Source organism: Terrisporobacter hibernicus, from assembly GCF_020809405.1.
Lineage (GTDB): Bacteria > Bacillota > Clostridia > Peptostreptococcales > Peptostreptococcaceae > Terrisporobacter > Terrisporobacter petrolearius.
In genome coordinates this window covers 220,666-247,501 of the sequence record NZ_CP081135.1, presented here as the reverse complement: position 1 = coordinate 247,501, position 26,836 = coordinate 220,666, and the positions used below count along the sequence as shown (strand labels likewise).

34 protein-coding genes and 1 pseudogene are annotated in these 26,836 nt (G+C 26.8%); 32 read left to right on the top strand and 3 right to left on the bottom strand.

Going from position 1 to position 26,836, the window contains the following annotated elements; all coding sequences use genetic code 11:
* Positions 1-61 precede the first annotated feature (61 nt).
* The 17 genes and pseudogenes from JW646_RS01210 (at position 62) to JW646_RS01130 (ending at position 8,684) form a co-directional block, all read left to right on the top strand.
* On the top strand, positions 62-259 hold the full coding sequence (locus JW646_RS01210) for a hypothetical protein (protein WP_228416278.1): 198 nt from the start codon (positions 62-64) through the stop codon (positions 257-259).
* 1 nt (position 260) lies between these two features.
* Positions 261-566, top strand: coding sequence for a nucleoside triphosphate pyrophosphohydrolase family protein (locus JW646_RS01205; RefSeq protein WP_228416277.1), 306 nt, complete (start codon positions 261-263; stop codon positions 564-566).
* Between the two features lie 43 nt (positions 567-609).
* Positions 610-822, top strand: a complete 213-nt coding sequence (locus tag JW646_RS01200; RefSeq protein WP_228416276.1) for a hypothetical protein — start codon at positions 610-612, stop codon at positions 820-822.
* Positions 823-848: 26 nt separating this feature from the next.
* A complete protein-coding gene (locus JW646_RS01195; protein ID WP_148557553.1) occupies positions 849-1,241 on the top strand; it encodes a DUF1492 domain-containing protein in 393 nt (130 codons plus the stop codon).
* A 224-nt stretch (positions 1,242-1,465) separates the two neighbouring features.
* On the top strand, positions 1,466-1,933 hold the full coding sequence (locus JW646_RS01190; RefSeq protein WP_148557554.1) for an SH3 domain-containing protein: 468 nt from the start codon (positions 1,466-1,468) through the stop codon (positions 1,931-1,933).
* A gap of 567 nt (positions 1,934-2,500) precedes the next feature.
* Positions 2,501-2,725 carry a hypothetical protein gene (locus JW646_RS01185; RefSeq protein ID WP_148557555.1) on the top strand — a complete coding sequence of 75 codons (225 nt, stop codon included), beginning with the start codon at positions 2,501-2,503 and terminating at the stop codon, positions 2,723-2,725.
* Positions 2,726-3,123: 398 nt separating this feature from the next.
* A complete protein-coding gene (locus tag JW646_RS01180) occupies positions 3,124-3,612 on the top strand; it encodes a hypothetical protein (protein WP_228416275.1) in 489 nt (162 codons plus the stop codon).
* 83 nt (positions 3,613-3,695) lie between these two features.
* Positions 3,696-4,192: pseudogene (locus JW646_RS01175) on the top strand (terminase small subunit).
* Positions 4,185-4,793, top strand: a complete 609-nt coding sequence (locus JW646_RS01170; protein ID WP_228416274.1) for a phage terminase large subunit — start codon at positions 4,185-4,187, stop codon at positions 4,791-4,793. Before JW646_RS01175 ends, JW646_RS01170 begins: the two are co-directional and overlap by 8 nt.
* 15 nt (positions 4,794-4,808) lie before the next feature.
* The gene (locus JW646_RS01165) at positions 4,809-5,531 is read left to right on the top strand and encodes a terminase large subunit (RefSeq protein WP_331478077.1); all 723 of its coding nucleotides are present in this window, start codon (positions 4,809-4,811) and stop codon (positions 5,529-5,531) included.
* Positions 5,532-5,999 carry a hypothetical protein gene (locus JW646_RS01160; protein ID WP_187359270.1) on the top strand — a complete coding sequence of 156 codons (468 nt, stop codon included), beginning with the start codon at positions 5,532-5,534 and terminating at the stop codon, positions 5,997-5,999.
* Positions 6,000-6,212: 213 nt separating this feature from the next.
* The gene (locus tag JW646_RS01155; protein ID WP_187359271.1) at positions 6,213-6,380 is read left to right on the top strand and encodes a hypothetical protein; all 168 of its coding nucleotides are present in this window, start codon (positions 6,213-6,215) and stop codon (positions 6,378-6,380) included.
* A 131-nt stretch (positions 6,381-6,511) separates the two neighbouring features.
* Positions 6,512-6,658 carry a hypothetical protein gene (locus tag JW646_RS01150; RefSeq protein ID WP_228416273.1) on the top strand — a complete coding sequence of 49 codons (147 nt, stop codon included), beginning with the start codon at positions 6,512-6,514 and terminating at the stop codon, positions 6,656-6,658.
* Positions 6,659-6,934: 276 nt separating this feature from the next.
* Positions 6,935-7,714 (top strand): SGNH/GDSL hydrolase family protein, encoded by a 780-nt coding sequence (locus JW646_RS01145; protein ID WP_228416272.1) that lies wholly within the window; start codon positions 6,935-6,937, stop codon positions 7,712-7,714.
* A gap of 116 nt (positions 7,715-7,830) precedes the next feature.
* Positions 7,831-8,052 carry a hemolysin XhlA family protein gene (locus JW646_RS01140; protein ID WP_228416271.1) on the top strand — a complete coding sequence of 74 codons (222 nt, stop codon included), beginning with the start codon at positions 7,831-7,833 and terminating at the stop codon, positions 8,050-8,052.
* A gap of 21 nt (positions 8,053-8,073) precedes the next feature.
* A complete protein-coding gene (locus JW646_RS01135; protein ID WP_228416270.1) occupies positions 8,074-8,337 on the top strand; it encodes a phage holin family protein in 264 nt (87 codons plus the stop codon).
* Between the two features lie 2 nt (positions 8,338-8,339).
* Positions 8,340-8,684: a peptidoglycan recognition protein family protein gene (locus JW646_RS01130; protein ID WP_228416269.1), complete on the top strand. Its 345-nt coding sequence runs from the start codon at positions 8,340-8,342 to the stop codon at positions 8,682-8,684.
* A gap of 521 nt (positions 8,685-9,205) precedes the next feature.
* Here the strand turns inward: JW646_RS01130 and JW646_RS01125 are convergent.
* On the bottom strand, positions 9,206-9,376 hold the full coding sequence (locus JW646_RS01125; RefSeq protein ID WP_228416268.1) for a hypothetical protein: 171 nt from the start codon (positions 9,374-9,376) through the stop codon (positions 9,206-9,208).
* A gap of 515 nt (positions 9,377-9,891) precedes the next feature.
* Between JW646_RS01125 and JW646_RS01120 the strand changes: the two genes are divergently transcribed.
* Together JW646_RS01120 and JW646_RS01115 are read left to right on the top strand one after the other, a co-directional pair.
* Positions 9,892-10,095, top strand: coding sequence for a hypothetical protein (locus JW646_RS01120; RefSeq protein WP_228416267.1), 204 nt, complete (start codon positions 9,892-9,894; stop codon positions 10,093-10,095).
* Between the two features lie 266 nt (positions 10,096-10,361).
* Positions 10,362-11,225 carry an AraC family transcriptional regulator gene (locus JW646_RS01115; protein ID WP_228416266.1) on the top strand — a complete coding sequence of 288 codons (864 nt, stop codon included), beginning with the start codon at positions 10,362-10,364 and terminating at the stop codon, positions 11,223-11,225.
* Positions 11,226-11,496: 271 nt separating this feature from the next.
* On the opposite strand, the gene JW646_RS01110 is transcribed toward JW646_RS01115, so the two are convergent.
* Complete coding sequence (locus JW646_RS01110; protein WP_228416265.1) at positions 11,497-11,982, bottom strand: hypothetical protein; 486 nt, start codon at positions 11,980-11,982, stop codon at positions 11,497-11,499.
* 308 nt (positions 11,983-12,290) lie between these two features.
* A complete protein-coding gene (locus JW646_RS01105) occupies positions 12,291-12,806 on the bottom strand; it encodes a peroxiredoxin (protein ID WP_148557567.1) in 516 nt (171 codons plus the stop codon).
* Between the two features lie 244 nt (positions 12,807-13,050).
* Here JW646_RS01105 and JW646_RS01100 point away from each other — a divergent pair, with 244 nt between their 5' ends.
* The 13 genes from JW646_RS01100 (at position 13,051) to JW646_RS01040 (ending at position 26,825) form a co-directional block, all read left to right on the top strand.
* Positions 13,051-13,398 carry a hypothetical protein gene (locus JW646_RS01100; RefSeq protein ID WP_074917698.1) on the top strand — a complete coding sequence of 116 codons (348 nt, stop codon included), beginning with the start codon at positions 13,051-13,053 and terminating at the stop codon, positions 13,396-13,398.
* Between the two features lie 104 nt (positions 13,399-13,502).
* Positions 13,503-14,267, top strand: a complete 765-nt coding sequence (locus JW646_RS01095) for a protein phosphatase 2C domain-containing protein (protein ID WP_228416264.1) — start codon at positions 13,503-13,505, stop codon at positions 14,265-14,267.
* 145 nt (positions 14,268-14,412) lie between these two features.
* Positions 14,413-15,807, top strand: coding sequence for a hypothetical protein (locus JW646_RS01090; RefSeq protein ID WP_074917694.1), 1,395 nt, complete (start codon positions 14,413-14,415; stop codon positions 15,805-15,807).
* 29 nt (positions 15,808-15,836) lie between these two features.
* Positions 15,837-17,369, top strand: coding sequence for a VanW family protein (locus tag JW646_RS01085; RefSeq protein ID WP_228416263.1), 1,533 nt, complete (start codon positions 15,837-15,839; stop codon positions 17,367-17,369).
* Between the two features lie 115 nt (positions 17,370-17,484).
* Positions 17,485-18,993 carry a tetratricopeptide repeat protein gene (locus tag JW646_RS01080; RefSeq protein WP_228416262.1) on the top strand — a complete coding sequence of 503 codons (1,509 nt, stop codon included), beginning with the start codon at positions 17,485-17,487 and terminating at the stop codon, positions 18,991-18,993.
* A 129-nt stretch (positions 18,994-19,122) separates the two neighbouring features.
* Positions 19,123-20,076: a WG repeat-containing protein gene (locus JW646_RS01075; RefSeq protein ID WP_228416261.1), complete on the top strand. Its 954-nt coding sequence runs from the start codon at positions 19,123-19,125 to the stop codon at positions 20,074-20,076.
* Positions 20,077-20,239: 163 nt separating this feature from the next.
* Complete coding sequence (locus JW646_RS01070; protein WP_074917689.1) at positions 20,240-21,106, top strand: YitT family protein; 867 nt, start codon at positions 20,240-20,242, stop codon at positions 21,104-21,106.
* 197 nt (positions 21,107-21,303) lie between these two features.
* On the top strand, positions 21,304-22,107 hold the full coding sequence (locus JW646_RS01065; RefSeq protein ID WP_206923163.1) for an MORN repeat-containing protein: 804 nt from the start codon (positions 21,304-21,306) through the stop codon (positions 22,105-22,107).
* Between the two features lie 127 nt (positions 22,108-22,234).
* The gene (locus JW646_RS01060) at positions 22,235-23,233 is read left to right on the top strand and encodes a CAP domain-containing protein (RefSeq protein ID WP_074917686.1); all 999 of its coding nucleotides are present in this window, start codon (positions 22,235-22,237) and stop codon (positions 23,231-23,233) included.
* 24 nt (positions 23,234-23,257) lie between these two features.
* Complete coding sequence (locus tag JW646_RS01055) at positions 23,258-23,953, top strand: polysaccharide deacetylase family protein (RefSeq protein ID WP_228416260.1); 696 nt, start codon at positions 23,258-23,260, stop codon at positions 23,951-23,953.
* A gap of 55 nt (positions 23,954-24,008) precedes the next feature.
* Positions 24,009-24,332, top strand: a complete 324-nt coding sequence (locus tag JW646_RS01050) for a hypothetical protein (RefSeq protein WP_148557571.1) — start codon at positions 24,009-24,011, stop codon at positions 24,330-24,332.
* Positions 24,333-24,537: 205 nt separating this feature from the next.
* Positions 24,538-24,933 (top strand): hypothetical protein, encoded by a 396-nt coding sequence (locus tag JW646_RS01045; RefSeq protein ID WP_228416259.1) that lies wholly within the window; start codon positions 24,538-24,540, stop codon positions 24,931-24,933.
* 185 nt (positions 24,934-25,118) lie between these two features.
* Positions 25,119-26,825, top strand: coding sequence for a multicopper oxidase family protein (locus JW646_RS01040; protein WP_228416258.1), 1,707 nt, complete (start codon positions 25,119-25,121; stop codon positions 26,823-26,825).
* The last annotated feature ends 11 nt before the right edge of the window (positions 26,826-26,836 follow it).

Below are 26,836 nucleotides of genomic sequence, written 5' to 3'. Positions count from 1 at the left end.
ATGGAGTTTATAACACTATTATTAGTAATAATATTCATAATAATTATGTTGAGGAAGTTAAATGAATAAATTAAAAGCAAGAGCAGTAAAAAATAGATTTAATAAATACAATGTGATTGTAAATTGCGAAGGCAGAGATATGCCAATGGGACAAACTTTTGATGCAGAGACATATAGAATTTTAGAATGGGCCACGGAAGATGAGGCCATAGAGTATATATTGAGCCGTAATGATAGGCTTGAATTGGTGAGGAATTAATATGAAACATATATCACAACACTTGGATCATAGGGAGCAAAGAATAAAAAAGATAGCAATACATTATGGTTATGATAGGCAAAGTATTAAATTAATAGAAGAAATGGCAGAACTACAACAGGCAATATGTAAACATAGAGAAAGTACAGATAAGGTTAAGACACTTGAAAATATAAAAAGTGAAATAGCAGATGTATATGTAGTTTTTGAACAAGTAAAATACTTATTAAATATAAAAGATGAAGATATAGAAGAAATAAAAGATTACAAAATAAACAGACAACTCTTAAGAATGAAGTCTGAATAGCATTTAATATTTAAAAGACAACAAAAATAAGTAGGGGGAAATAATGATAAAAAGAAAATTTGGAAATGTTATATATTTAAAAAATAAAAAAGGAAACTCAATGGAACTTAGATGTAGCAATTGTAATGTAGTAAAAAATGAAGGTGAAATAACAGTGGAAGTTGACAAGGAAACTGGATTTAAAAAGTATAAATGTGAGAATTGTGGGAGTTCAACATTTACACCACAAATAGATTTAGAAGAATACTATATATAATCATATAATCACCAAGGGGGAACAACATGACAAAAGAGGAATTAAAAGAATATACAGTGCTAAAGGACGAAGTTGTGCAACTTGAGGAACAAATAGTATTTTGGGAAGAAAGAAAAACAAGTATAAAAAGTCAAATAATTTCAGATATGCCTAGAGCAGAAGGAGAAAGTAAAGAGTTGATTGATATACTTGTTAGAATAGAAGATACTATTAAGAATTTAAATAAAAAGACAAACAAGCTTATAAAGAAAATATCGGAAATAGAAGATACAATAGAAAGTTTAGGAGCAACAGAAAGAGTATTAATGAGATATAGATATATAGATAATTTGAAGATGTTCCAAATAGCTCAAAAAATGAATTATAGTGAAAGACAAGCAAATAACATACATAGCAAAGCATTAAAGAAAATAGCTTAAATAAAAAAAGAAGTAGATTTATTATAATCTATTTCTTTTTTGTTGTATAAATTTGTTGGTATCTATATGTGTAAATTTGAAGAAATTACGATTAAAAAAGAGAAATAAGAGGAAATACGCTGTAACAAATAGAATTAAAGATAATAGAAAAATTATATTACAAATATAAATGAGCGATTAGATTTAATTAGTAATATATTCAGTTTAATTAAGGGGGAAATTTAATGAAACAAATGAGAAAAGTAAAAATGCTATTATTAAGTATACTTATGTCATGCACATTTATAATCACACCAATAGCAGCAACTCAAGTAAGTAATACAAATTATGTGGCAGTATGTGAAGCTGCTAGTATTTCAGGAACACTTAAAGGAACAATAAAAAGTAAGACATACATGAAAAAAACAAAAAGTACATCAGCGAAATCACTGCGTAAACTTACAGGAGGGAAGAAGGTTAAGGTATTATCAGTAACTAAAAAATGGGCTAAAGTTAAATACGATAACAAAACTGGTTATGTATTATGGAGTAAAATAAAAATGCCAAAAGGAACTATATACTGGAATGGCGGAAAATCTAAGTCTAAAATATATCATAGAACAGTTACAGCTCATGGTATGAAAGATGCTGTACCAATGACAAAATCTCAAGCTAAATCACATGGTTTTAGAGCTTGTAAAACTTGTTGGTAAAATAGCTGTAAATATTGCTCATTTATAAAGAATAAAAAATAAAGAGTCTCTTAACAGAGATTCTTTTTTTATCCAAACAACATTGCAGATTATTGCAGAGTAAACCATAGTATTATTGTATTGTAAAGAGATATGTTAGTGGCAGGAGTTGCTCTTTACGCCTCCTTATATAAATTAATTATATGTATGTTTTGAAACTAACAATTGAAGGATAGAAGTATAGCTGGACTTCTATCCATTATGAGAGTGTAGGAGCAGTTATCCCCAAACTTTTCAGTTCGATTCTGAAAACTCTCTCCCCTATAGTTATAATAAACCTTTCACTGGATGTACTAATGTGCATCCTTTTTTTATTTTTAAATATTAAGGATGTGACTATATGAAACGATGGTATGATGCAAATTTAATAGCAGAACAAGAAGCAAAAGTAAAAAGGGATAATGGATGTATGAAGATCTAATGAAACAAAAACCTAACTTTGATAAGAGCAAGGAAAATAAAACAGGTATAACAAGAAATAAATAGAATTGTATAAATATGTAATAATGTATAGAAAGGGGATATATTATGAAATTAAAAAAAACACAAATGCAAGTTTTAACAGTATTAGTAGAAAATAAATCTAAATTTTTAAGTAAGAGAGAGATACATAATCTATCAAAGGTAAATAACAATCATATAGATAGTGCTGTAAATTTCTTTTTAGAAAATGATTTAATTTATCAGCCTAATATAGATGGAAAAATAAAGGTAACGCTCGATGGAATAGAAGCATTTGAAGAAAATTTATAATAAGATTATAAGTTATAAATGAAAAACAATAAAATATAATCTAAAGAACTCTAGTTATAGGGTTCTTTTTTATTGTATAAACTTACAAAATAAACAATTAAGAATGAGGTGCTGATATGGAAGATGTAAAAGAAAATATAAAAATAATAAAGAATAATCTCAAAAAGTCGTATTATATACTTTGGAGGATGAGACATAATGAATTTGGATGATTATATTAAAATAATTGGACTAATAGTTCCCATAATGGCTTATATAGGTACTATTTTTAATTCAGAAAAAATAAGACAGACAAATTAAAAGAAAATTATTTCGAAAAATTATTAGCTGTATATGTAAATGAGTACAAAAGTCATAGAAATTTAAATGCTGTAAAATTTATAAATAAAAGATGTACAATGAATGATTATTATATACCTAGTTATATATTTTACTTAGAAGATAAAAATGAAAAGGAATTATTACATAAAGTATTGATTGTAGATTATAGAAATAATTTTCCAAGAAAAAGAAATAGTATCAGTAATGCCATAAATAGTATAGATGGCATATTAAGAATAGCACTATTTTATATATATGAATTTATGCGAGCTTTATATATCATTGCAATTCCATTTACTATTATATTTTTAATTTCAACAATTATATTTAATATTAATGGTGGCAGTGGAAGCATAGATATTGGACCTATAACTATTCCAGATATAGTTTTTTATATTTTTATGCTTATTATTATAATTATTATTTTAAAAGTTTCAAAATGCACACAAGGAAAAATAACAAATAAAATATATGATGATTACACTATGAAAGAGGTAGAAATTCAGCAAATATTAAAAAAAAGAGAAAAAGAATATAAAAACTCGAAAGGTTATTATATATTTTAATAAAATCAGAAATAAAAAAAGAATTCTTAAGTGGATTCTTTTTTTATTTTCCAAAACGACAAATAAGTAAGGTGGTGGTATTAATGGCTAGATTAACGAACAAGCAAAAAAGATTTATAGAAGGATATTTAATAGACCTTAATGCCACTCAAGCATCAATTAGAGCGGGTTATAGTCCACAAATAGCAAAAGAAATAGGTTGTGAAAACTTAACAAACCTAACATAAAAAATGAGGTAGATAAAGCTATGGCTGAAAAAAGCCGAAGGACAGGAATAAATCAAGATAGAGTGCTAAGGGAAATAGCTAAGATAGCTTTTGTAAATCCAAGTGATGTAATTAATTTTAATCAAGCTACAGTAAAAGAAAATGCTAGTGATGATGATTTAGCGGTAATATCTGGAGTAAAAATCAAATCTATTCCTACAGATTATGGAGACATACAAGAAAGAGAAGTTAAATTGTATGATAAGCTTAAAGCTTTAGATATGTTAGGAAAGCATTTGGGTATGTTTACTGACAAAATAGAGTTAAAGGGTGATATGGGCGTAAAAAATATAGACGATATACCAGATGAGTAACTTAAAAGAAATAATAGCTCCTAGTTTTTACAATGCTCATACTGATATTAAGAAAGAAGCTCATACTCACTATTGGTTTAAAGGTGGTCGTGGTAGTACTAAATCATCGTTTATATCTGTGGAAATTGTATTGAATATAATGAAGGATGCATCAAATGATGAATATACGAATGCTGTTGTATTTAGAAGAGTTAAAGATGTTTTAAGAGGTTCTGTATTTGAGCAAATATTATGGGCTATAGATGTACTAGGAGTTAATAATAAATGGAAAGCTAGTTATTCACCTCTTAAATTAACCTATATACCGACAGGTCAACAAATTATATTTAAAGGTGCGGACAACCCTAAGAAGGTAAAATCTATAAAAGTATCTAAAGGATATTTAAAATATATTTGGTATGAAGAAGTAGATGAATTTGAAAATTACGACAAGATAAGAAATATAAAGCAATCTCTTATGAGAGGCGGAATTAAATTCTTTGTTTTTTATTCGTTTAACCCTCCAGAAAGTCAAAGAAATTGGACGAACATGGAAGTATTAGAGGAGAGAAAAGATAAATACATACATCATAGTGAGTATAGAAGTGTACCTAAAAAATGACTAGAAGAGAAGTTTATAATTGAAGCTGAACATCTTAAAAAAGTAAATATTACTAAATACGAGCATGATTATTTAGGCGCTGTAACAGGAACCGGTGGAGAAGTATTTTTAAATATTACTGTAAGAGAGATTACAGACAAAGAATTAGAAACATTTGATAGAATTAAAAGAGGTTTAGACTGGGGGTATGTAGCAGACCCTCTTGCTTATGCAGTTACGAATTATGATAAAACTATAAAAAGATTATATGTATTTAGAGAAATATACAAGACTGGATTATCTAATAGCAAGGCCGCTAAATTAATAAAACAAATAGATCCTAATCCTAAGCTCATTATAGCTGATAGCGCTGAACCTAAATCCATAGATGATTTAAAAGATGCAGTGTTAAAGATTAAAGGAGCTAAAAAAGGAGAAGGGAGTGTCGAGCATAGTATTAAGTTCCTTAGTGAAGAATTAGAAGAAATTATCGTTGACCCAGTAAGATGCCCTAATGCCAAAATGGAGTTTTTGGGTTATGAAATAGAAAAAGATAAAGATGGTAAATTTAAATTTGCACCTGATGCATATATATCAAATGATGGAAATATAGTACTTTCTAACTTTAATACAAATCAAGAGTTAATGCATGAATTTGGATATAAGCCAGTAGTTGAAATATACCCAGAGACTACTTTGGATTTAGAAATGCTAAAAATATATGAAGAAAAAGAGGGTAAAATAGTAGTTACTTATTAAGTGAATAATACTGAAAGATATTTGAATTCTATGAGAGAAGCAAAAATTTATAAATCTAAAGATGATTTAGCTAATTATTTAGCAGAGCATCCACTTAAATCTTGTATAAAGGGTGGGATAGAAAAGAAATATACAGTTACTCAAGAAAAACAAAATCAATTAACAAGTGTTATTACTTCTTATTTAAATTCAGCATTTCCATATATGATGGTAAATGAGCCCATACCGGAAAGTATTAAAATATATTGGAACAGCATGGGGTGTGTTTGTGAAGAGTGGACATATGAGGAAATAACTCTCTTAAAAAAAGAGATTGATGAATATGTTAGGCCTTTTGTATCTATGCAGCAACACCTTGAAGTAGTTATTTGTGGCTTACCTACTCAAAAGGAAATAAAGGAGCTAAGTGTGGAATTTAATGAAGTAAATATTAATTTATGGATGAAACATTTAAACGGTCAGAAATAAAAATAGAAGGATTTGAAAAACAATTAAAAGATAAATATAAAGTTAAACCGGAGAATAATTAGAAGAAGAAGAGTTATTAGAGTTTGCTAAAGAAAATGGACTTAAATATAAAATCACTTCTCAAGGACTCAAAATATGTAATTAGTATTATGTTTTGGAAATTATTAGATATAATGTAATTAAATACAAGCTAATAATTAGGGAGGAATATTTATGATTAAGCAAGAAATAGTAAAAGCTTTTACTGGCAATGGTTGTATTAAAAAATCAAAACCTATTATAGAGAAGTTTAGCAAAGAGGGTTACGAATTAACTGATACAGAAATAACAAGAAGTCCAATGTATATTATTCATATATTGACTTTTAATAAAGAAGATTAAAAATAAAAATTATAAACCTTTTAAAGACTAGATTGATTTCTAGCCTTTTTTATTATCAATAGATAAATAATGCTAAATGAAAATGTTTTTGATATCATGTAGATAAATAGAAATTTGAAGGAGCAGATAATATGAAAAATGAAGGTATAAGTTATCTAGGACTAGGGTTATGCTTTGGCGTTACTTTCGGTTTAGTATTTAAAAATTTAGCTATTGGTTTGTCTATTGGTTTACTTATTGGAGTAGTACTAGATAGCAATAAACACAATAATAAATAAAATTTATATAGTAGATTATATCTAAAAATAGGAATTTACTAAGAGCAATATTAATATATTACGAACTAAGTTTATATCACCCCAATAGTGTTAATAATCACTACCGAGGTGATTACATGAATATTTTATTGTACGGTGCTTTAATTTTGTGTCTGATAGGTGTATCAGTTGGTGTTTTATCTTTTGTAGGTATAGTTATACTTTATACGTCAATTTAGGAGGAATATTCTCCTAATATGTAGAATTAGTTGGAAAAAGGGTATTAGGAGGATGTGAATGAAGTTAGACAAAAAAGGAAATAAAAAAATAGTAAAATATATTTTAATGTTTTTAGTAGTTATTGTATCAATACCATTATTTTTAGTAGCTATAATACCCAAAGAAAATGCGATACCTAATTTATATAATTCAATAAGTGGTAAAAATGTTTTGTGTATAGGTGACAGCATAACTTCGCTTGACGGTAAAACGACAAGTGGATATGATAACGGAAATACTGTTATTGTCGGTTATCAAGAACAGTTTAGAAAAGAAGGTGCTACTGTAACTACAAAAGGAAATAGCGGTGCTACGATCAGGAAATATGTTAGTACAGATGATATGAAACATGGAAGTCTTGTTGATGATATAAAAAATAGTAATTATAATGTTGCTGGGTACGATATTATAACTATATTTGCTGGAACAAATGACGTTAGTCGTGGTTTAAGACTTGGAACTTTAGGCAATGAAAGTGATGCTAATTTTGATGAAACAACAACAATTGGAGCATTAAGGTCTATGTTAGAGTATATAAGAACAAATAATTCAACATGTGAAATTTATTTAATTACTCCGTTAAGAAGTGGACTGGATAGTAGGCCGTATGAAAAAATGGAACAGGTTGCAGAAGGTATTATTAGTACAGGCAATATGTACGGAATTAAAGTTATTAACTTGCTTTATGAAAGTGGTATAGGGAAAGGTAACATAGATACATTTTTATACGATAAACTACATCCAAATAATGAAGGATTTGAAAGGATAGGCTTAAAAATAGTAAAAGAAATCAATTAATTGCGAAATTAGTAATAGGGATAATTTTTAGTATTTTAACAATAGTTGAACTAATAGAAATGTTAAGGATCTAATTAATTTAGGTCCTTTTTTAATGCAAAGAAAGTGAGGTATTTATGTCAGATGATGCATTACAAGAGGTAAGAGAAAGGCTTATTAAAATAGAAGTACTTTTAGAAAATATGTCACAACATAATGATTTAAAACTAGAGACAGTTGAAGAAAAAATAAAAGTGGCAAACAATAGAATATCAGATTTGGAAAATTCAAATACATGGTTATGGAGAGCAATAGCTGGAGCTTTAATAAGTTCGGTTATTGCTTTTTTAATAAAATAAATAAAAATTGGAGGTATGGTTATGGATTTAACTTTTTTAAATGATTATGTGGTATTAGTGATAGTTGGGATATGTTTATGTGTTGGGTATGTATTAAAGAATAGTTTTCCTTCATTAGATAATAAGTATATACCACTTATAATGGCAGTGCTTGGTGTTGTTCTTAATGTATGGATAGTTAAAATAATTAGTCCAGATGTAATATTAGGTGGTATGTTTAGTGGTCTTGCAAGTACTGGACTACATCAATTATTTGTTACATTGATTAATAAGGAGGTAAAATAGCTATGAGCTATATTAATAATGGAGTAATAAAGAATGTATCTTCAGAGCAAATATATAAATCATTAAAGAATGGAAACAGTGATACAAGTAGAAAACAAGCATCTTTTCAGATTTGCGTATCTGCAACAAAAATAATGCAGTGTGTAAATTTATATAGAACTTGTTGGCATGCTGGAAACAGAACAGGAAGTTCAACTAGTATAGGTATAGAAATATGCCAATATGATGATAAAGCATTACAAGAAAAAGCTTATAAGAATGCAGCTGAATTAGTAAAAATTATATTAACAGAAATTAAAACAGTTAAAAAAGTTCTACAACATAATTATTGGAGTAGAAAGAACTGACCAAGTAAACTAAGAGCTAAATGGAAAGGTTATACTTGGGATTGGTTTACTAATTTAGTATATAGTAAAAAGAAATATACTAAGCTTAAGAATGGAGACTACAACAAAACAGCAACAGTATTAACTCCTACACTTAATGTAAGAAAATCAAGACCAGACAAGAATGGAAAACTTGGTGAATATGATTTTAAGTTAAAACAAGGAGATATTGTAGAGGTAGGATATGTTTTTAATGGATGGGCTTCTATTTGGGTAGAAGGTGATATGGGTTACATAAATACTAGTAGTAAGTATATAAAATTATTATAAATAACAAAAAAATAATGAGGTCCTTTGTTTGCTAGCTTTTAATCTATCATTCATTAAAACCGTCAGCGATTCATTATTGAAAATGCTTTATTTGTCTAGCAAAATATTATTAAAAAATGGACTATGAGATATAGATAGTTGGAATAGCATCTATAACCAATTATCTATATTCTATTATCAAATAATATAGATTTGAAAAAATGTACATCTTGTTAAAGATGAAGAAGGTACAAAGGAGATGGACAACAAATCATCTCCTTCGTTATTATGTTAAATTCAAGAGTTATTAAAGCGAATACTTTGATATCACAAGAATAAACGCTATCATGATAAACACTTTTATTATAGCTTCCTTCATCTTTTTTTCTTTGTAAGTTTTCCATATAATATTACCGCAAATTGCAAGGTATGGTAATAATATTGAATATGGTAATGAACCTAAATTCGGAAATAATTTACTATATTCTAATATATATCCAATTATTAATAATATTACTAAGATTATAAACCATAGTGCATATTCTTTAGCTTTATGTTTGATAAGTGCCACCTCCTTATTTATATTTGTGAAGTATTGTTTATTATAATAAAATTATGCCCTTAGATATACAAAACTGCAATATATTAAATATTAGTAGTAATATATAAAGTAAATAAAAAATAAGGTGGCTTTTCGTAGCCACCTTAAAGTAATGAAACAATAAAAATATTTATAAAGTATAGGTACTATAATAATATGTATAGGACATTTAAAGTATGTCCATAATTTTAATAATCCATGTTATAGTATAATTTTTAAAAGTGCTAGAGAGGACTTATTACCTGCTAGCCCTTTTTTTATTTGTCAAAACTTTATGTATATAAGCAAGATGGTTTAAACATAAGCGCATATATAAAAATGTTAGAAGAAGATATGAGAAAAAAGATAGATAGAAGTATGATTAGAATTAAAAAGGAGCCAAGGAGCTGGAACTCACAAGGCTCAAACCTCAGCGAATTATCAAAATATAATTCTATTTTGATTTATTCGATAAATTTATGTAAAACCCTTCTTGTACATTCTGTATGCAAATATATGATAATAGAAAACTGCTCATTTTAATTACTATTTTTTTCAATTATTATTGAGCTACCATCACCATTATTTCATTTATGATAAACAATTAAATATAAAATAAAGTAGCTTTTTTTACCATTCTTTATTAATCATTGTTTTTATATATAATCTATTAAATGGTAAATAAGTTTTTACTATATATCTTTTGATAATTAGATAATTAATTTTATAATCGATAATTTTTGTATAGATAATATCGATAAATAGATAATAATTAAAAGTATAATGATGTTAACAAGGGGTGATTGTGTATGGATATGATTAATAATTTTAATAAAGCTATGAAATATATAGATGAAAATTTGGAAAATGAAATAGATTTTAAAAAAGTTTCCCAAATTGCCGGAGTATCGGAGTTTCATTTTAGAAAGATATTCTCTTACCTTTCTGGAACAACACTTAGTAGCTATATTAGAAAAAGAAAACTTTCAGAAGCAAGTCTAGATTTGATTAATAATAAAATGAAAATTATAGATGTTGCAATAAAGTATGGATATGATTCTGCCGATGGCTTTACAAGAGCATTTAAAGAGTGGTTTGGAGTTAATCCATCAGAATTAAAGAATTATAGAGATTTTAAAATTTATCCTAGCATGACATTTCAATTAACTATTAGAGGAGGAAGTAATATGAATTACCGCATAGAAAAGAAAAATCCATTTAAATTAGTAGGAGTTAAAAAGAGGATTCCTATTGTGTTTGAAGGTCAAAATCCAGAAATAATGAAAATAGCGCAAGGCATAACACAAGAGCAAAGAGAAAGATTACAGTCTTATAGAGATACAGAGGTAAAAACTGTAATTAATGCATCTTATAATTTTGATGATGGCGTATATGAAGAAAATGGAAAATTGGATCATTTAATTGGATCTATAACTACGTTTGATATAGACTTTGGCGAATTTGATGTGGTTGAAGTACCTAGTCATACATGGGCAATATTTTCATGTGAAGGTCAATTTCCAATTTTAATGCAGGATACACATGCTAAAATAGTGTCTGAGTGGTTACCTTCTTCAGGTTATGAGCTAGTAGATGCACCACTAATATCTTTTAATGGAGATATGTCTGATTTATCAAATGTTTATAGTGAGATATGGGTTGCTATAAAATAAAATTAATACATTTTAAGCTCTTTTACTTTATTTTAATAGTAATAGTTAAAACTAATTATCAATAGTAAATTCTGAGGATGGTTTTAAAATAAAAAATAAGGCGGCCTTCCGTTAGCCACCTTTGAATAAAACAATAAAAATATTTTAAAAGTATTTAGGTACTATTATAGTATGTATAGGACACTTAATGTATGTCCATAATTTTAATAATCCATGTTATAGTGTAATTTTAAAAGGCTGGTAGGGAAATAAAGTTCCTTACCAGTATTTTTTATTTTTCTTTTATTTCATATTCACAAGTTTTATAAGTTACCATATCTTTAGACGTATCGTCATTTTCATATTGAACGACTTCTACTTTATAAGTTCCTGTTTTAAGAAAATCTCCTTGAAGATCTAATGTACTTTGACAGTCCTCGGATAATTGGTCCTTAGTATTTAACACACCATTGATATAAATATAAGATAATTTACTACTATCAAAATTAGAAGCTTTATAACCTATTTGAGAAATAGCGGTATCTGGTGCAATATATTCAATCGGAACATTTCCATCTTCAGTAGTTCCGCCAGCACACGTAATTATGAAATTACCCTTACCTTTTTCTTTATAATCGCCTTCCTTTAAATCCCTAGTAACCGTGTTAGTTTCTTCTTTATTACTGTTAGCATCATCATTATTAGTTGAAGAATTAGTGCATGCAACAAGACCAATAGAAATTAATGATGCTAAAAGTAAACTTATTATTCTTTTCATTGTAAAAACCTCCTTGATTTGATTTAATTAAATAATAACATAAGATACTGGTGATATTAACTATAATCTTACAGATTGTTAAGGGCGATGTATATTATACTTTTTAATGTGTGATATTATGGTAAAGCTTACTTTTACAAAAAAGAGTTACACATAAGTGCAGCAATTTAAAGTTAAAATTAAACCATATGTTAAGTTGTTTAAATATATTATGGCTTGTACTAAAATATAACTGATATTAATATTTAGTTAAAATTACTTATCTACTAACTAGTTTATATAAATTACAGCTACACTAGAACTGGTAATCAGTTAGCAGGAGTATTAACTTTACATTTATCAGAAGTTTGTAAAGCATCTACAATTCTAAGTATTTCAGGTATATTTCTACCAGTAGTTAATGGATAATATAGTATTGTTCTTAGAATTTGCTTATCATCTATTATGAATACTGTTCTTACAGTTGATGTAGAACTCATCTCTTCGGAAATCATTCCGTATTGTTTTGATATTTTCATATCTCTATCTTCTATTATTGGGAAAGGTATAGTTATTCCTGTAATTTGTAGAATATTATATACCCAAGCTAAATGAGAAGTATTGCTATCAACACTAAGTCCTAATAATTTAGTATTTCTTTTTTCAAACTCTGGAGCTAAGTTTGTAAATGCTATAAATTCAGTAGTACATACAGGAGTAAAATCTCCTGGATGAGAAAATAGTACTAGCCAACTTCCAGCATAATCAGAAAGTTCTATGGGACCAAAGGTAGTGTTAGCTTTAAAATTAGGGGCTTTTTCTCCTAAGTTTGGAAGACATGCCATAAAATCACCTCGTTTAAAAAAATTATATATCTATTTATTTTATTAATTATTGAGATTTAATGTTACTGAATTTAAGTTATTTACTACTAAAAGCTTATGTTTAAATAATCGGTTTTCATAAGGTTATAAAATAACTTTTTTTTCAACAATATAATTTATAAACATTGCCAATATTGTATAAGTTTGTTATTATTATAGATATAATGTTATTTTTATAAATATATACAAAGTTGAGGTGAGGGGCATGAAGAAAATATTTAAGAGGTTAATAGGAAAAGGCATAAATATGTTTAACCACATAAGAAAAATAGGAGAGAGAATATTAAAGGTTACAGTACAGTCAGCGGCAATTTGTTGTCCTGTAGTATTCGTACTAGTTATAATTAACGCAATACTAGGTGTAAATATAAGGTTTAGTTATTATTTAATATTGGCTGGATTAGCTATAGTATGTTCATCTATAATATTATGTGCGTTTAAATGGGAACAAATTATTGCAAAACCTATTAAGGTATCAAAAAGAACTGTTCCTGCTAAAACTGATAGAAAAACACAAAGAGCTATACATAGAAAGAGAAAAAGAATATCATAGTCAATGTACTTTGAATAAACCGCAAATTTATTTTTAATAAATTTGCGGTTTTTTTATATTTAAAACATATTATTTTATAAGAGTAAATTGACTAGGAGGTTAATATGAAATTTTCAGTTTTTAGTAAAAGTGTAGTAGGATATAAAAATATAATTAAAAATAAATCATCACAGGATTATTTAAAATTTGATTATGTAAATGATGGCTTAATATGTGCTGTAGCAGATGGTCATAGTGGTGACTTTTTTACTTATAGTCACTTAGGATCTAAATTTGCGTGTGAAGTGGCCATTGAAACTTTAAAAAAATATGAAGGTGAAGATATTGGAAAAATCAAGACTTTATTAGATAATAAAATATTACAAAGAGAAATTTGTAATAGATGGAGAATATTAGTTGAACTAGATATTCAAAATAGGCTCCCAAGGGCATTTAGATACAACTACTTTATATATGGGACTACATTGCTAGTAGTTATGATTACTAAAAATTATATTATTTATTTGAAGCTTGGTGATGGTGATATTATAATTAAGCAAGATAATGAATTTAAAAAAGTATTACCTTCGTATAATAAAAATATAGTTGACTGTTTAGCAGAGGATAAGGCTTATGATAAAATAATTTATAAAGCTGTAATTAACGAAATGAATATAAACAGCATAATAATCTATTCTGATGGATTTGAAAATAGCTTTGTTTCATATAAAAGCATGTTAAAGAATATAGACAATACTTTAATGAAGTATAATAAAAATATATTTTCAAAAATGAAGTTAGAAAAAAATTATGATAAGGAATTAAGTGATTTAAGTAAAAGTGGAAGTTTAGATGATATAAGTATAGTATTTGTTAATGCATTATTGTAAATATGTAAGTTTAGAGTATTGTTGTGATATGTTTTCTTCTTAAGTAATAGGGTAATAAGAATGAAAAAATGAAAAATATGTACATTTATGTTATAATTAATAAAAGTTTGTTTATGGAAAAATTAATTTAGGAAAGGAAGAAATAATGAATTTTAAGGCATTTTATGATAAAGTTGTTAATTTAATATATGATAATAGACGAAACATAGTTAGAATTTCGTTCTCAGCATTGGCATTATTACTTTTACTCATAGTTCTTTATTTTAGTAGTGATAATTTTAACATAAATAATGAGGTTAATACTTTAATTACATATATAGAAGACAGACAATATACTATGGCAGAAAATTACTATGATGATGTAGAAAAAGAATTTTCTGATTCTAAGATGGGTAGATTTAATAAAAAAGTATCTAAAAAGTTGTCTGCATTACTTATTAACAATGCGGATATGTATATCAATAATCAGGTAACAAAAGAACAATATATGGGACTTGTAAATATAGTTAATGTATTAAATCCTATAAGTATTGATCCTGAAAATTTAATGGATTTGGGAAAAAGAGTAGATGAAATGTACAAAGAGGAAAATATCACCTATGAATCAGCATCTTCGTTTTTGCAAATAACTTCATCTTTAACTGGTGTTAATGAAGGTCTAGAAGAGTATAAACAAAATATAGAATCTATTTATGAATCAAGGCAAATATATAAAGAAGGAACTAAAAATCAGTCTATAAAAAAATATCATGAAGCAATAGAGCTTTACGATAAAGTACTTAAAGAAGATGAAAAATATTATTCTTTAGCAGAAAATGCAAAAAAAGAATGTATAAAGGTTATGCATGATTATTATATTAGTCAAGCCAAAAGTCTAGCAAGTGAAGGAAAGTATGAGGAAGCATTAAAATATTTAAGCTACCTAAGTCCATACTATGATGAAGAGGAAATAAATAACCTAATGGAGCAGTATAATAAATACGTTTCTAATTACACTATGACAAGTAGTGATATTATAAATTTAATATCAAGAAGAAGTAATGAAAATAAAGACGATTTATCCGTAGTATCTTATTTACAAACAGTAAATGGAAAAAGATATTACTATGGAGAGGTAATGAAAAACGATAAAGTCATTAATGAAGTGTTGATTGATACTGATACTAAAAAACTTTACTCATATAAATCAGACAAAAAAGATTATAATTGTAATTATTGTGACGCATACTTTAAAATAGATGAAGATAGTGGCCAAATAATTTTTTCTATAAGTAAAGACGAGGCTAAATCAATATTAGAGGACAAACTAAAAGAAAATGCAAAAGACTATAATAGCATAGAATTGCTAGATGAAGACAAACAAGAAAAATATAGTAATGATGAAGTGAAAAATATGATAAAAGAAAATGGCAATATATACTATTATTTTACGATTAAAACAGGTTGGTTTAATTGGTTTAAACCTAAAGAAATATATATGATTAATATTTATGACAAAACTGTTTATAATCTGGAAAATGACAAAGTACAACATGTTTAAACATAAGTAACACAACAAGGAGACACATAATGAAGAATTTAAAAGGAATAAATTTAGCTATTATTATACTAAGTAGTATCTTAATTTTGACTTTCGGATTTTGTTATATGCAAATAAATAATGACAAAATAGCTAAAAATACTTATATTAAAGATGTTAATGTGGGAAATTTAAGTAAGGAAGATGCAAAAGAGAAAATATTAAATGAATACAAAATGAATACAATAACATTTAAATATAATGATAAAACATGGCATATTAATCCTAATGATATAGATACAAATTACGATATAGAACAAACAATAGATAATGCTTATAAAGTTAATAGAAGTAAAAATATTTTTTCAAATATTGTAGATACGTTAAAATCTACTTTCGGCATTAAAAATCATATAAGTCTAATTGTTGATTGTGATGAAGCTAAAGTAACTTCACAACTCGAAAAAATATCACAAGAAGTTAGTGTAAGTATGAAAGATGCGAAGTTAGATGTATCAGGTAATAATATTGAAATTAGCCAAGATAAAGCTGGTTTACAAGTTGATATTAGCGCTACAATTTCTAATTTAAAAAAATCTTTGCAAAAAGGAATATTTGAAGAAAGTTTAGTAATTATAAAAGTTGAACCTAAAATTAAAAAAGAAGATTTAAAAGATATAAATACTTTACTTGGAAGTTATCAAACAGTTTTAGTTGATGTAAGTCCTGGCAGAATCGAAAACATTAAAATAGCAACACAGAGAACAAGTGGTGTATTGTTAATGCCTGGAGAAGAGTTCTCTTATAATAAGCATACAGGATTAAGAACAGTAAAAAATGGATATAAAAATGCAACGGTAATTGTTAGTGGAGAAGCTGTACAAGGTGTAGGTGGTGGAGTATGCCAAGTTTCAACAACTTTATATAATGCAGTTTTATATGCAGGTCTTGATATAGTAAATGTATCTAATCATTCTATACCATCAAATTATGTAGATAAGGGTAGGGATGCTGTTGTATCTGATAGTGGGTTAGATTTTGTTTTCAAAAATGACTATGATAAACCAGTATATATTAAGAATTACTACAATAATGGAACAATTACTTGTCAGGTTTATGGAAACAACAAAGAAAAACAAAATATAAAAATTAGCACAAGTATAGATAAAGTAACTAAAGCTCCAACTAAACAAGAAAAAGATCCAACACTAGAAAAAGGAAAAGAAAAAGTATTAGAGTTTGGACGAGATTCTTATTCTGTATCAACTTATAGAATTTATTATGATGAGAATGGAAAAGAAGTGAAAAAGGAAAAAGTAGCATCTTCTTTCTATCCATCAAAACAAAAAGTTGTGGCAATAGGAACGAAAAAAGAAGAAAAACCAGCAAAAAAAGAAGCGAATTCATCTGAAAAAGAAAAAAATAATTCTACTACTACGGATAACTCTAATAAGGATTCAAATAAAAATGAAGATAAGAATGAAGAAAAGGATAATAAAGAAAACAACAGTGAAAAAGAAAGTAACAGTAATAACAATGATAATGATTTAAAGGAAGAAGATATATCTGTAGAAAAAGAGTAAATTATAGACCTAGTTTAATCTGGGTCTTTTTGTTTTTCGAATGTATAATATATTTAAAAATATAATTATACAAAATACATGTAGATATATTATTTTTTGACTTAATATAACAAATATGATATCTTATAGTATATGCAATGTAAGGGAGGAGATTAAAATTTTAGGAGAAGAAATTAGAATAGACATAGATAATATGCCTAGAAAAATTCTAAATATAGATTTAATTGAAGAAAAAAATAGTGACTTTACTTTCTTTGAGATAGATGAAGATGAAAATAATGAAACTTTAAAGGCGCTAAAACAGTCTTATGTTACATCAAACTATAAAGATGAAACAATACTTAATTTACAACAAGAGTTAAAATCACATACAAATGTATTGCCAAAGGAAATAAAGCTAGAGTCTTATAATAAATATAATAATGCACTAGAATTGGCACAAAAAAGTTATATAACAACAGCTATTAAATTGGTAGATGAGGCATTACAAATTAATCCTAAAGACGAAGATATCTTAAATTTAAGAGGACTTTTAAAATTATTAAAATGTGACTTTGCAAAAGCCTTTGAAAGTTTTTACACAGCTCAATGTTATGGAAATAATGAATTATCAAGGAAGTATGTAGATAAACTATCTTCAAGAAAATTTAAAGTGTTCTTAGAAAGATATAATCACTCTATCAGATTCATTAACGAAGAGATGAATGAAGAATCTATGGAGATATTTGATTCTTTAATATTAGAAGATCCTGAACTTATTGAACCATATGTAATATTAATATTATTATATGAGAAGATGGGTAAAGCTAAAGAAAAGGAAGAGTTATTAGACAGACTTAGATTTGTAGATGCGGATAATCATTTATTTGATAAAGATCATGATCCTATAAATGAAGAAGAATTTTCTGTGGCAGTTGCTAAAAAAGAAAATAAACAAATAGAAAAACTTAAAGAACATAAAGATGTACTTAGTAAAAAGAAAAATATGGCTTATATTATAGTTGGATTATTAATAGTAGTTATAGGAGCCACAGCTATATACAGTAAGAATAGATTAGACAAGATGCACGATGAAATAAGTCAAAAGCAGGAAGCTATTTCTGAAAAGGAAAATGAGTTAAGTGCTAAAGATAAAGAACTGGAAAAGAAAAAAAATGAAATATCTAAAAAAGAAGAAGATTTAGATAAAACAAATAGTGAATTAGATGATGCAAAACAAAAGGCTGAAGATGCCAAATTAATTAAACAAGGTGAAGAAGCTTTGTTTATGAAAGGTATTTCCTATGAAAAAGTTGGAGATTACAAAACTGCCTTGAAATATTTTAAGCTAGCAATTGAAAATGGTAAAAATCCTACTTTCAAATCATCATCTATTTATCAGTCAGGTTTATGCTACGAAAAATTAAACAAATATGATGAAGCTATTTCTTATTATCAAAGATATGTTAATACATTCCCAAAATCTTATGAATATTTCGATGATTCTTATTATAGAATGGGAATCTTATACTATGAAAATAATCAATTGCAAAAAGCAAAAGATTCTTTCTATTCCCTAAGATATGAAGATCCAGATAGTAGTTATCTTACGACTGAAAAAGTAAAAGATATTTTAAAAAAATAATAATATATAAAAAGATATAGATTGAAATTTCAATCTATATCTTTTTTATGTAGGAGAAATTTAATTTTAGTATATGTAAGTTAAAAAAATAATAAGATATAGAAAGATTATTATTTTAGGAGAGATTATATGAGTAGGGAGTTGATTTTGCCAATATTAATAGATGGTAAATATGGGTTTATTGATAATGAGTATAAAATGGCTATTAAACCCAAGTATAACTATGTTTCTAGTAGGTTTAAAGAAGGCTACTGCATTGTCACTTATATAAAAAAAATAAGAAAAAATACAAAGTGGGTTTTTGGATATATAGACCATAAAGGAGTCACACATTTCTTTTTGCAACTTGAAAGTGCAAATCAATTTTGTGAAGGCTTATCAAAAGTCAGAATAGACGGTAAGTATGGCTTTTTTAATGTGAATTTAGAACAAGAGATAAAACCTTTATATAGAGCAGCTTTAAACTTTAATGAAGAGCTTTGTGGTGTTAGATTAAATAAAAAGTGGGGGTTTATAAATAACAAAGGAGAAATGGTTATAGACCCTATTTTTTCTTATGTAAATAACTTTTATGATGAAAGGGCTCTAATAGAGATTAAAAATAGATATGGCTATATAGATAAAAGTGGAAAGATAATAATAGATGGTGACTTTATTATGGGTTCTGACTTTTCTCAAAATTTAGCAAGCGTTAGAAAAGAGAATAAGTGGGGCTATATTGATAAGAATGGAAAACTAGTTATTGACTATTCATACGACAAAGCGAAAAGCTTTAAAGAAGATTTGGCACCAGTATGTATTGATAATAAGTGGGGCTATATAGACAAAAGTGGAAAATTAGTTATTGATACTAAATTTGATTATGCATGTAGTTTCAATGAAGGGTTGGCAAGGGTTAATATAAAAAAAGGGCACTTTTCACAAGGACACTGGGGTTTTATAAATAAAGAAGGTGAAATGGTAATTCAACCAGTGTTTAAATCAGTATCTGATTTTTTAGAAGGATATGCGCAAATTAATGAAAGTAAAAATAATTATATTGATAAAAGTGGAAAAATTATTATAAATGGAGCTACAAAATAAGTGAAAAAGAGGTTTTGGAACAAAATGGATTGAAAGTGAAATTTCCCTTTGAAAAAAAAATGAAATAAATCATGCATAGTTATAAGAAGTATGATAATATAGTAATGTAAAAAACAACAAAGACGTAAGTTACAATTCGTTTTATTTATTTGGAGGGTGTTTTATGAGTAAGGTTAATACAATGGAGCATGAAAATATTTATGTAAGGTACTCAATAATAATAGTGGGTATTACAATCATGTCCATTGGTGTAAATGGTTTCTTAAGACAGGCACATTTGTTAAGTGGAGGAGTAGCTGGTGTATCAACAGCAATTAATTACTTATCCAATATAAATGTTGGATTTATTACGTTTCTTATTAATGTGCCTATTTTTATTTTAGGATTTATATTTTTAGAAAAAGATTTTTTAATTACAAGTCTAATAAATATGATACTATTTTCTGTAATTATTGGTATAACACAAGATATAGGAAATATTATTCCAATTGATGATATACTTCTACAAAGTGTGTATGGTGGAATATTATGTGGAATAGGTAATGGGTTAGTATTTAGAACAAAATCATCTCTTGGAGGTACAGATATACTAGGAGCAATCCTAAAGAACAAATTAAATATTGCAATGAAAACTACTAGTTTCGGAACAAATTTAGCCATTGTATCTGTAAGTTCTTTATTATTTGGAGCAAATTTAGCTTTATATACTTTGATTTCAATGTTTATAAATGCTCAAGTTATGAACTATATAAAGGATGCTTTAAATGATGAAAAAGCAGTGATGGTGTTTTCTAACAACTCAGAACCTATAGCAAATGAGATTATGGATAATTTAGTTAGAGGAGTAACATTTTTAGATGCAGAGGGTGGATATACCCATGAAAAGAAAAAAATTATTTATTGTGTAGTTTTATCTAGAGAAATTCCAAAAATAAAAGAGATAGCATTAAAATACGATGATAGGGCTTTTATTTCAGTTAATGATATAAATGAAGTTAAGGGTAAAGGATTTAAAGAAAAATTTTTATAAACTAAAGCCAGACTATGTTCTGGCTTTTATTAATTTAAAATACAAATGAGTATTTTCATATGTAGTTTATATTGTAATCTTCAAAAGATTAATAAAATGAATATATACAATTATAAAATTAAGTAAGTATGGAAAAAAAATTTCTATTACTTTATAATAATATATAAGAAATACCATATAGAAAATGGGGGATGATGATGAGTATATCAAAAGATTTTGTTAATATATATAAGGATTATTTAAGAGAAGTTAATATTTATAAAAAAACCATTAGATCAGTTGAAAACATGAAAAGGAAAGCTGAAAAAAAACAGGCTATAGCAACTGAGGAAGAAATGTCTTTAGTAGAAAAAGAGGAATTGAATGAAGAAGACGAATTTTCAAGTAGCAAGGATAAGATTTACTGTTTTTCAAATGGAGATAAGTACATAGGGAAAATACAAAAAAATGAACTACATGGTAGGGGTTATTATGTAATGTACGATGATGGTAAAGTTATCATGGAATACTTGGGTGAATTTGAGAATAATTTAAGAGAAGGTATTGGTGAATGTAAATTTGAAAATGGAAATCTTTATTTAGGCAAGTTCAATGAGGACTTAATGAATGGAATAGGCCAGATGATTTATTCAAATGGAGATGAATACATAGGTGAATGGAAAGACGGAAAAAAACATGGAACAGGAATATTCACCTGGAATGATAGTGCAAAATACAATGGAGAGTTTAAAGAAGGAAAGATGGATGGAGAAGGTCAATGTTTTGATTGTGATGGAAATCTTATTTATGAAGGTCAGTGGAAAAATAATCTAATACATGGATTTGGTACTTATATTTGGAGTGAAGATAAAAGGTATGAGGGAGAATTCATGCATGGAAAAAAACATGGACAAGGTACTTTTTATTTAAATGGAGAGTTAATTTATGAAGGAACATGGAAATTTGATAAGCCATCTGTTTTTGGAAGAAGTTTAGACGAATTATTTTGTGTAAAATTATAGCTTTATCTTAGGATAAAGCTTTTTTAATACTAGTGAATTTTGAACAAGGTGGTTGCCTGAAGTGGTAGTTGCCACCAAGTAGCTTAAGCAAAATTTTTATTTCGCTTCCATTTGAAAGGGTGATATTTTGAAAAAAATAATATCTATATTTCTGGTAATATTTTTGGTGTTTTTTTATAATACAGGTTATTTTATAGAAATTAAAGATGAAATACAAGAAAAATTTTTAAAAAACGATTTAGACACAAGGGTTGAAACAATTGATAATAAAGAAACTAACATTAAAGAAGTTTATAATTTTAAGCAAATTAAAATAGGTGACTCAAAGGATTCTGTAATAAAAAAAATAAACAAACCAAATAGAATAGATAAAAGTGAGTATAACTTTAATTGGTATGTGTACAATGCATATAAAGAAAATTTTGTTATGGTGGGAATAAAGAATAACAAAGTAGTAGCTTTATTTACAAATAATATAGATTCTTGTGAAAATGAAGATATTTATATTAACAAAGATATAAAATATATAAAAGAAAATTACGAATCCTTAAAGTATAAAAACAAAGGAAATATAAAATATGAGATATCTTCTAATAATGAATACAGCGTCATATACAAAAATAAAAAATATATTACAGTATTTTATGACAAGTTTAATAAAAATAAAATTTGTGCTTATCAAATAATTGAAAAATCTTGTGAAGATGAAATAAAAGATATATATGCACCACAAGATAAAGATATAGAAAAAAGTTTTATGTATCAAATAATAGATTTAGTAAATAGTACACGATATAAATATAATTTAAATGGATTATATTATAATGAAAAGGCAACTATATGTGCGACAAAACATAGTGAAGATATGAAAAATAATGATTTTTTTGATCATGTAAATTTAAAAAACAAAACTCCATTTGATAGGATGGAAAAAGAAGGTATTGATTATTTAAGTGCAGGAGAAAACATTGCTGCTGGGCAAACAAGTGCAATATTTGTTCATAATGGATTGATGAATTCACAGGGTCATAGAAAAAATATTTTGGGGAATTATAAATATATCGGTGTAGGAGTTGTATTTGGAGGAAAATATAAAACTTACTATACAGAAAACTTTTTTGGTTAATACAAGGAAGGAAGTAAGACTATAATGACACCTAAAGTTAAAAACATTTTATTATTTATGATAATCTTGTTTATTATAATTCCTAATTATCATGAGGTATTTTCATTAGTACAAAACAACGATATATTTTTCAAAAATGGTTCGAGAGAAGAAAAAATAATAGCCCTAACCTTTGATGATGGGCCACATCCAAAAGAAACCCATGAGGTTTTAGATGTACTAAATAAGTATAATGTTAAAGGAACTTTCTTTGTGGTAGGAAAGCATGCTAATTGGTATAGCAAACCATTAATAAGAGCAGCTAAAGAAGGACATGAAATAGGTAATCATACCTTTACTCATCCTGATATTAGCAACTTAAGTAGTGAAGATATAAAACGAGAAATAAAAGAATGTGAAGATACATTAGTCAAATTAACAGGAAAGAAACCTACTTTATTTAGGCCTCCATATGGAAGTTATAGTGAAACGAAGTTAGGAGAAATTGCAAAGGAATGTGGATACAAAATAATACTTTGGACTACTATAGATGCTAAAGATTGGAAAAATCCACCTTCATCACAAATTTCAGATATTATAATTAACAAAGCTAAAAATGGAGATATAATTTTACTTCACGATTATGCAACAGAAAACACTGTAAAAGCGTTAGATACAATAATACCTGAAATGATGAAAAAAGGATACAAATTTGTTACTGTATCAGAATTAATTAATTAATTAATAAATAAAATTTAATGAGGTATAATTACCATAACTAAAAGGATTTGGTTAAATGTATAATAAAGTGTATGAAAAAAGAGAGTTTATCATTTTCCAAGTGAAAAATGGTTATATAGCTTATAACACTAAAAAAACATTTGCAGATGGCCATACCCACCTTAGGTGTTTTGGCAGTGCAAAAACAGCCATTGATTTAGTTATAAGAAAAAAAGTACCAAGAAGTACTGATTCATACTACCTTAAGAGTCTTATTAGATTAAGTGAAGATACGGTATATGTTTCAAAAATAAAAGAGTTAATAAAATATGAAAAAGATAAATTTAATATATCTAATTATAATAAAAACACTGTTAAAATATTTAAAAGGAGCAATTAGCTCCTTTTTTAATTACCAATAACTTAAACTGACTAATGTTGTTGCTTTGATTTTGTGGTGATTTAAGGCGGTGCAGATTAAGCGAATTTCAACTTTATAATTCAAAATAATTATTTATTTTACATAGTGTAACAAATTTTTTAAAAATAACATATAGTATACCAAGGATAAATCAAAAAACAATCCTTAATGAGAGGTGAATTATATGGGTCAAGAAAAGCATAAATGTTACTGTGAAGATAAAAATTGTAAAAAACATTGCCACTGTGAAAAGAAATGTCATCATGAAGAAAATCATCATGGACATTGCAATGAACAATCATGTATGCGTAAACATTGTTGTAAATGTGGAGGCCATTGCAAGGTAGTTTATTTCAAAAAATATAATGAATGTTGTAAATTTATTTATAAATGTCAGTGTGGACGTTGCTTTGAATGTATATGTGATAATAAGCATAATTGTTGTTATGAGAGAGAGTGCTGTTGCTTAGACAAGGAAAACACAATTAAAGTCAAAATTTGTTTTGAAGAAAATACTTGTCATAAAAAAAATACTTGTAAGAATCATTGCAAAAAAAATAAATGCTGCAAATGTAGATAATATATTATGATTTAAGCATTAAAAAATTTAAAAAACTTAATTTTTATAGTAACTAATAGGTACTCTCATGATGGTAAATAAATACTTTCATGAGAGTTTTTCTTATGTATTACCAGGAATTAAAAAAATTAAAAAACATATATTTAATTAGAATAACTCTTTTTATATAAAACATTATAAGGTAGGTGAAAAATAGTATATTTATGAAAAAATTAAATCCATCCTTTATTCCTAAATTCAAAAATAAATTAGATAAACTACCTGTTTTTGTACCCTCTTTCTATAAAAGAGAAGATAAAATAAATCACCACTATAGCGTAGATGCATGTGAGTTCTACCAACAAATATTACCAGAAGGATTTAATAAAACGAAGGTATGGGGTTTTGGAGGACTTTGTAAAGATGAAAACAGTAAGGGGATGAAATACGTAAAGCACTCGCCAGGGCCTACGTTTGAAGTGGATAGAGATGTAAATACAAATATACAATGGAATAATAAAATATTAGGAGAATACATGTTTAAAATTGATAAAACCCTTTCTTGGCCTAATCCTAATAACATAACATTTAGTGATACACAAAATTATTCTAAAGAGGGGCAGTGGCCTCCTACGTTAGTAATGCATGTTCATGGAATGTGTGTACCTCCTATTTACGATGGCCATCCTAAAGCTTGGTATACTGCAACAGGAATTAAGGGCCCAACTTATTCCACTAATTATTATAAATACACAAATGACCAAAGTGGCGCTATGCTTTGGTACTATGAACAAAGTCCGGGAGTATCAAGATATTCAGTTTACTCCGGATTGTGTGGATTATATTTTATAAAAGACGAAAAATATAATTTACCAAAGGATGAGTATCACATTCCATTAATTATTCAGGATAAGTCTTTTTATGAAGATGGTTCTCTTTATTATGAAGATGAAAAAACTAATTTAAATCATCCTTATTGGAAATCAGAGTTTTATGGTGAAACAATTTTAGTTAATGGTAAAGTATGGCCTGATTTAGATGTGAAAAATCAGCTGTACAGATTTCATATATTGAATAGTTCTAACACTAGACCCTATAAGATAGCCTTGTCTGATAACAGTAAAATGATTCAAATAGGTAGTGATGGTGGATATCTTGATAAAGCTCAAGAATTATTAAATTTTGTATTGTACCCAGGAGAAAGGATCGACTTGCTTATAGATTTTTCCAAATATAAAAAAAATGATAGGATTATAATGAAAAACTTATTATCCTTAGATGAGTGCCAAGATATTATGAGATTTACTGTTGCGAAAACTAGTAAAAAAATAGAGTATAATTTCCCTAAAAATTTTATCAAATATCCTCCTATGAAAATTAACTCTAATAAAATTTCAACTTTTTTTTATGAACGAAAAAAAGAAAAAAGTAAAGATGGATATTTTATAAATAATGATATATATACAAATCCTCCAGATTTTGTTGTAAGAGTTGGTTCAACTTTTTTATGGGAGTTTATAAACTTATGTGATGACGATGTATGTTTGCATATACATCTAGCTAATTTTCAAATTGTAGAAAGACAAAAAATTAACAAAGACAAATGTAAAGAAATATATGAAAAAAATAAAATATTAAAACCTGCTGATATAGATGATGTATGTGAAGGATCAACTATATTTCCACAAAAATATGAAAGAGGGTTTAAAGATACACTATATTGTCCTCCATCATATATCACTAGAATAATTATTCGATATGCACCAACTTATATAATGAATGAAGTTAATGTAGGTGAAAATTACTTTTCGTTTAATACAAGTGACGGACCAGAGTATATTATAAGTTCTCAAATTTTAGAGCAAAAAGACAACTACTTAGTTAGGCCACAAATTGTACTATTAGAAGAATAAAATAGACATGT

Coding starts and splice junctions, on each gene's coding strand:
- JW646_RS01130 (WP_228416269.1), top strand. CDS start 8,340: ATGAGCTATATTAATAATGGAGTAATAAAGAATGTATCTTCAGAGCAA.
- JW646_RS01045 (WP_228416259.1), top strand. CDS start 24,538: ATGGGTCAAGAAAAGCATAAATGTTACTGTGAAGATAAAAATTGTAAA.
- JW646_RS01120 (WP_228416267.1), top strand. CDS start 9,892: ATGTTAGAAGAAGATATGAGAAAAAAGATAGATAGAAGTATGATTAGA.
- JW646_RS01050 (WP_148557571.1), top strand. CDS start 24,009: ATGTATAATAAAGTGTATGAAAAAAGAGAGTTTATCATTTTCCAAGTG.
- JW646_RS01065 (WP_206923163.1), top strand. CDS start 21,304: ATGAGTATATCAAAAGATTTTGTTAATATATATAAGGATTATTTAAGA.
- JW646_RS01105 (WP_148557567.1), bottom strand. CDS start 12,806: ATGGCATGTCTTCCAAACTTAGGAGAAAAAGCCCCTAATTTTAAAGCT.
- JW646_RS01140 (WP_228416271.1), top strand. CDS start 7,831: ATGTCAGATGATGCATTACAAGAGGTAAGAGAAAGGCTTATTAAAATA.
- JW646_RS01110 (WP_228416265.1), bottom strand. CDS start 11,982: ATGAAAAGAATAATAAGTTTACTTTTAGCATCATTAATTTCTATTGGT.
- JW646_RS01195 (WP_148557553.1), top strand. CDS start 849: ATGACAAAAGAGGAATTAAAAGAATATACAGTGCTAAAGGACGAAGTT.
- JW646_RS01180 (WP_228416275.1), top strand. CDS start 3,124: ATGAATGATTATTATATACCTAGTTATATATTTTACTTAGAAGATAAA.
- JW646_RS01185 (WP_148557555.1), top strand. CDS start 2,501: ATGAAATTAAAAAAAACACAAATGCAAGTTTTAACAGTATTAGTAGAA.
- JW646_RS01080 (WP_228416262.1), top strand. CDS start 17,485: ATGATATCTTATAGTATATGCAATGTAAGGGAGGAGATTAAAATTTTA.
- JW646_RS01170 (WP_228416274.1), top strand. CDS start 4,185: ATGAGTAACTTAAAAGAAATAATAGCTCCTAGTTTTTACAATGCTCAT.
- JW646_RS01205 (WP_228416277.1), top strand. CDS start 261: ATGAAACATATATCACAACACTTGGATCATAGGGAGCAAAGAATAAAA.
- JW646_RS01055 (WP_228416260.1), top strand. CDS start 23,258: ATGACACCTAAAGTTAAAAACATTTTATTATTTATGATAATCTTGTTT.
- JW646_RS01085 (WP_228416263.1), top strand. CDS start 15,837: ATGAAGAATTTAAAAGGAATAAATTTAGCTATTATTATACTAAGTAGT.
- JW646_RS01095 (WP_228416264.1), top strand. CDS start 13,503: ATGAAATTTTCAGTTTTTAGTAAAAGTGTAGTAGGATATAAAAATATA.
- JW646_RS01150 (WP_228416273.1), top strand. CDS start 6,512: ATGAAAAATGAAGGTATAAGTTATCTAGGACTAGGGTTATGCTTTGGC.
- JW646_RS01090 (WP_074917694.1), top strand. CDS start 14,413: ATGAATTTTAAGGCATTTTATGATAAAGTTGTTAATTTAATATATGAT.
- JW646_RS01210 (WP_228416278.1), top strand. CDS start 62: ATGAATAAATTAAAAGCAAGAGCAGTAAAAAATAGATTTAATAAATAC.
- JW646_RS01155 (WP_187359271.1), top strand. CDS start 6,213: ATGATTAAGCAAGAAATAGTAAAAGCTTTTACTGGCAATGGTTGTATT.
- JW646_RS01100 (WP_074917698.1), top strand. CDS start 13,051: ATGAAGAAAATATTTAAGAGGTTAATAGGAAAAGGCATAAATATGTTT.
- JW646_RS01135 (WP_228416270.1), top strand. CDS start 8,074: ATGGATTTAACTTTTTTAAATGATTATGTGGTATTAGTGATAGTTGGG.
- JW646_RS01190 (WP_148557554.1), top strand. CDS start 1,466: ATGAAACAAATGAGAAAAGTAAAAATGCTATTATTAAGTATACTTATG.
- JW646_RS01115 (WP_228416266.1), top strand. CDS start 10,362: ATGGATATGATTAATAATTTTAATAAAGCTATGAAATATATAGATGAA.
- JW646_RS01070 (WP_074917689.1), top strand. CDS start 20,240: ATGAGTAAGGTTAATACAATGGAGCATGAAAATATTTATGTAAGGTAC.
- JW646_RS01145 (WP_228416272.1), top strand. CDS start 6,935: ATGAAGTTAGACAAAAAAGGAAATAAAAAAATAGTAAAATATATTTTA.
- JW646_RS01200 (WP_228416276.1), top strand. CDS start 610: ATGATAAAAAGAAAATTTGGAAATGTTATATATTTAAAAAATAAAAAA.
- JW646_RS01125 (WP_228416268.1), bottom strand. CDS start 9,376: ATGGAAAACTTACAAAGAAAAAAAGATGAAGGAAGCTATAATAAAAGT.
- JW646_RS01075 (WP_228416261.1), top strand. CDS start 19,123: ATGAGTAGGGAGTTGATTTTGCCAATATTAATAGATGGTAAATATGGG.